Source organism: Aeromonas lacus, assembly GCF_000764665.1.
Classification (GTDB): Bacteria; Pseudomonadota; Gammaproteobacteria; order Enterobacterales; family Aeromonadaceae; genus Aeromonas; species Aeromonas lacus.
In genome coordinates, this window is record NZ_JRGM01000073.1 from 1 (window position 1) to 4,643 (window position 4,643).

4 protein-coding genes and 1 pseudogene are annotated in these 4,643 nt (G+C 47.3%); 3 read left to right on the forward strand and 2 right to left on the reverse strand.

Annotation, left to right across the window (positions count from 1 at the left end):
* Positions 1-279 (reverse strand): annotated as a pseudogene (locus LG31_RS21610) (hypothetical protein); the annotation flags it as partial.
* A gap of 118 nt (positions 280-397) precedes the next feature.
* On the opposite strand from LG31_RS21610, the gene LG31_RS20365 reads away from it, so the two are divergent.
* The 3 genes from LG31_RS20365 to LG31_RS21615 all read left to right on the forward strand — a co-directional run bounded on the left by LG31_RS20365 (position 398) and on the right by LG31_RS21615 (position 2,928).
* Positions 398-604: a helix-turn-helix domain-containing protein gene (locus LG31_RS20365; protein WP_074045178.1), complete on the forward strand. Its 207-nt coding sequence runs from the start codon at positions 398-400 to the stop codon at positions 602-604.
* Between the two features lie 239 nt (positions 605-843).
* Positions 844-1,947: a DUF3289 family protein gene (locus LG31_RS0107655; protein ID WP_033113896.1), complete on the forward strand. Its 1,104-nt coding sequence runs from the start codon at positions 844-846 to the stop codon at positions 1,945-1,947.
* A gap of 609 nt (positions 1,948-2,556) precedes the next feature.
* The gene (locus LG31_RS21615; RefSeq protein WP_238567496.1) at positions 2,557-2,928 is read left to right on the forward strand and encodes a DUF4172 domain-containing protein; all 372 of its coding nucleotides are present in this window, start codon (positions 2,557-2,559) and stop codon (positions 2,926-2,928) included.
* A gap of 671 nt (positions 2,929-3,599) precedes the next feature.
* On the opposite strand, the gene LG31_RS0107665 is transcribed toward LG31_RS21615, so the two are convergent.
* The gene (locus LG31_RS0107665; protein ID WP_033113898.1) at positions 3,600-4,007 is read right to left on the reverse strand and encodes an H-NS family histone-like protein; all 408 of its coding nucleotides are present in this window, start codon (positions 4,005-4,007) and stop codon (positions 3,600-3,602) included.
* Positions 4,008-4,643: the final 636 nt, after the last annotated feature.

The window sequence follows — 4,643 nt, forward strand, 5'->3', positions numbered from 1 at the left end:
ACTCAATTCCTCCTGAAAGTTCACATCATGAAACAAAGGGGTTTTAACGAAACTTGGATACGATCGGACATCATCAACATTTCTCCGTTCCAGGAAACCCGCGTCAACCAACTTCATCAGATTACGATAAACGAGGCCATATCGCCTCTTATGGGCCTGATTGTACTCTGATTCACCAAAGACTGCGTTCAAGCACTCCGTTGTAGTGAAATCATCCATCTGCAATCGAATGAGTGCGGTGTAGAGCGCGGTTGGTAACCACACAGTCTGGGAGCTCATAAGCAATCCTCGGTCTCGAACGAAAACATTTAGTAGAAATCTAAATTCAATTGCGGATTATAATCCGTGGTCGTTAGCCAGACAACCAGAGATAGTGCTCGCCAGTGAGAGGCGAGACATGCAAGATCTAGCAAAAAAATTTGGTGATGCTGTACGTAATAGACGGCTTCAATTGGGCGTATCACAGGATGCACTCGCATATGCGGCCGAAATTGATAGAAGCTACGTAGGACGAATTGAGCGTGGTGAGGTTAATATCACCCTGGAAAAGGCTTATCGTCTTGCCAGAGTAATGGGGTGTGACATTCGCGAGTTGCTGCCATAGATATATTTTCCAAATAATTATATCTTCACCCAGATAAAACTATATTTTCCTATAATTATTCACAGTGATGGTAATTAGCATCATTGCCAGCTTTAGCATTTCCTATTAGCTATTACCCCCCCTATTGCCTATATAGAAAGCGTCACAAACTGCCGTTTTCAGAAAATGCCTACATGGTCTCGATTGGCGCATTGATGATAAAGTGACCCTTTCACCACTCTTTATCGAGCCCTCTATACATGCAGAGACCAGACCTCAGAGACATCCACCAACTTACCAAGGACGAGTTCAAGCGCATTCTAGGCCCTGTGGCTGGAAGCCTTGATGACGGATCGAAGGTGGTATTGGGGATGCAATCTGATGTGTTTGCTTGCTGTAGTATCCAAGGAGACCAAATCTCGGTGAGGGGGACGCCCAGGTTTGAGCAGGCCATCAAGTCGGCATATGCCCAAGCCAAGCCGACAATGTGGTTCGGTTCGGCAGAGAAAGAGCGTCCGAAGACAGAAACCATTCCTCCTGCTCTCAAGCCAAAAACCGATACAACGTCAGCCACAACCTATCGTGTACCTGTGCTCATCTACAAGTCGAAGCGTGAGCCAGGTAAGAACGTTGATGGCAGCCCCGCCGAAGATATGACCTATGGCACGATGACGGCAGAGCAGATCCAGGCTATCCCCATGTTTGTAGGGAAGATGGGAGATGACGGCTTTATTGGTGATCTCGAAAAGACTGACCCCAAGGTGTTCTTTAGTAGCTTCCGCAACATGGCCACATTGTTTGCAACTGGCGACTTGAAGATGAACATTCTGGCCATGATCGCCAAGTTCGAGAAATCCGAGGGGGGTGAATATCGGAACCAAGCGTTGACGAGAGCAGCGCGAGCTCACCCGACCACGATCAAGTTCTCAGATACCCTTATCAAGGAAGTGAAGGCAAAGCTGGCCGAAGTTGATGGTGATGTGAATAAGCTTGTTCTGAGTGACTTGATGCAGCAATACAGCAAGACCTCCGGCTTTCGGTTACCCATCTTCAACTCTGCGGCGGATAAGGTACAGGGCCTCACAATTGCGGTGAACGATGTCTGGGCAGGCAAGGCGGAAATCACGACATATGAAAAGTTTGGCGATTTCTACAAGGGCACGATCAAGGTAACGCTATATGACCACTTCGGTCTCGATTATCCTGACATTGGCCCTGACCCCACGACCGGAAGAGTCAAGTTCTACGGCCTGGCGTCCGGTTTCAGAAGCTGGTTTGTGCTTCAACACTACAAGCGCTTTGCCTACAAGCCATTTTTGACCGTCATTGAACTCAGCTATCCATTCCAAGGGGAACTAAAGTGAGCGCAGCCGTGAAGACAGAGAGAACATGGGTATTCGTGTTGTTCATGCTCTATCACCTCTTGAATGCATCGATCCTGTTGATTCAGCCTGTCTATGACTGGTTTAACGATGAATACTCACTGACTGGCCTATATGTACTGCTCATGCCCTATCTCTGGGGTTTGATAACGATTCTGGGGGCGATTTTGTTCTTGTCAAATCGCTCTTGGAAATACCTGGCAGGTAATCTACTCGGTGGTTCAATTCTTCTCTTTTGGTGGCTTAGACTGGCATCCCAATATTAGTGAGTATCATCAGGCATATGAATGAGCAGACCAGACGGCATCTGCTTGTGCGTGGCTTTATGCAGCGTAAGCTGCAAGCTCACAAGATCTATTCGAAACGACAATGAGTTCCCGCCTTGTCTATCTACTGGTTGCTGTAGCGCCACACAGCAGCAATAAATCCAGTTTTTCGTCAGCTCCGGTCTGAGATTTTCAGCCTGTATCTCCATCCTCACTACCAGCTCTGTTGGTCTGCTGCATGTGTTATATTCGGCTCAGATGTTGAGCCGAATGATGGGCTAGGTCGGCTCATTATTGAGACCCTAACACGTTGGATGAGGAAATAATGGAACCATTTTGGATTTGGCAACAAGCTGATTGGCCCCATTTTCGTTGGCAGGATAGCGAGGTATTGCCCAGATTACGGCAGGTTCAACGCAGGCAGGGAATTCTAATCGGTAGTCATTCTAGGTTGGGGAACCCCGACCAAAAGTTGGACACGTTACTGGCTAACATCATCTCCTCATCCGCTATTGAGGGTGAGCGTCTCAATGCCCAATCCGTGCGTTCTTCCCTGGCTAGGCGGTTAGGGGGATCACAAACTCCGTCCTATCCCGTGTCAGATCGCTCAGAGGGGCTCGCTGGATATCACATCCTGGCTCTGTTGGTTCCTCGACACACTGGATTACACCTTAGAGCTGGCATTACAGGTTATTGACCGTTCTCTTGCCAAAACACATTTCTGGTTGCAGCACTGTCATGATGGTCTGAGTCCAGAGCAAACCAAGGTTATTAACCGTTTATTGGATGGCGGCCAACAAGGTTTTGAAAATGGCATCAACGCCAGCCAATATCAAAAAGTCGCCGGAGTCAGCAAGGCGACGGCTACACGCCATCTGGCCGAATTGGTGGGTAGGGGGTGCATTGAGAAATTACCTGGTGGCGGACGCAATACACGCTATCAGATCCGCTTGCACACCGAGGGAGTTTGAAAAAGCATCGCCATGGGGCGTTAATTTCATCTGGTAGATGAGAGCTGCGATTGGTGTACAAATGACGCTATTTAGTTAAATGTTGACGCCATGATGTGTGCCGTCAGGCATATGAACGAATAGACTTAACCGACAGTCATGGCTCTCAACTAATCTTTTGAGTGATAACAAACTATCGAGAACATCGGGATCTATTGCAGGAACATCACCAGGCCCGAGATTTGAAAGCAGTTTGGTCACACTGAGACGTACCAGTTGCTCTTCGGCAAGAGCCTTGGCTCTCTGGACAACCTCGGGTGATTCGGATGAAATCATATCCTCCAATGTCCTCCCCATACGGTGCTCCTACTACAGATAGAATTAAAGGCCCACGCCGAGCTGGCATGGGCTCTCAGCACTAGATCAAAAACTCTTCCAATGCACGACCATTAGCCACTGCTTCTGCGATGGTCTTGGGCATGCGACCTTGGCCAGTCCAGGTTTTCTCCTGACCGTCTTCGGTGTACTTGTATTTTGCAGGACGAGGAGCGCGTTTCGCTTTAGCTGAACCCTCAGCTTTCGCTGGAGCCGAAGTGCCAACCAGCTCACTCGGATCGATGCCTGCCTGTTTCAACATTTCGGTAAACTCAGCAAGTTTTTGCAGACGCTCAGCAGACTCAGCTTTGATTTTGTTTTCTTGCTGCTCACGCTCAGCAAAAATCTCTTCGAATTTTTCTCTGATTTCGACCAACTGCTCAAATGACAACTCACGCAATGCAGCTCGCAGACTACGGATATTCAACAAAGTTTTCAAAAAATCGTTCATTTTTATCCTCATGTATCACATTTTTATATCAGTGAAATTATCTCTCAATCCCATCATCAGCTCCACTGTTTTTGGCACCAAGATGATTTTAAAATAGCATCATTTAAAAATCGTGAGCTAAATTGCGTTTGGATCTGCTTAGTGACCTGGCTCCAATCTTCTATGAAACTGTGTAGCCAAAAAATTAATCTATGTAGTAGCTAGCGTTGAGACCACCTCACCAGATGAGCCGATGAACGATCTTGATCGGCTCACGAAATGAGCCGATCAACTAATATGATCGGCTCATAGTATGAGTCGATCATACCAATATGGTATTTCACTCAATCTGGGTTGTGAGGGGATTTACTTTTCTTATTCAACTAAACACGCCCAAATGTGTCTGGGTTTGCGGCCTCATAGTCATCGTCACACATATGATCTCCACGATGCATCTCCCTCACTGTTGCGAGTGTACCGAAAAAACACATTTCACAAAGATGCACCTGATAACGCTCACCATCGTGACGGGAACCATAGCCAAAATCCGCCGATAACGAGCCGTATTGATTGGTTCCAAAAATTCGTTTTTGTACTACGACCACAGACATCACAGAGAATGTCAACGACCTGCTCTGTTGGCACAATTTCTTTTAC

Coding starts and splice junctions, on each gene's coding strand:
- LG31_RS21615 (WP_238567496.1), top strand. CDS start 2,557: ATGGAACCATTTTGGATTTGGCAACAAGCTGATTGGCCCCATTTTCGT.
- LG31_RS0107655 (WP_033113896.1), top strand. CDS start 844: ATGCAGAGACCAGACCTCAGAGACATCCACCAACTTACCAAGGACGAG.
- LG31_RS20365 (WP_074045178.1), top strand. CDS start 398: ATGCAAGATCTAGCAAAAAAATTTGGTGATGCTGTACGTAATAGACGG.
- LG31_RS0107665 (WP_033113898.1), bottom strand. CDS start 4,007: ATGAACGATTTTTTGAAAACTTTGTTGAATATCCGTAGTCTGCGAGCT.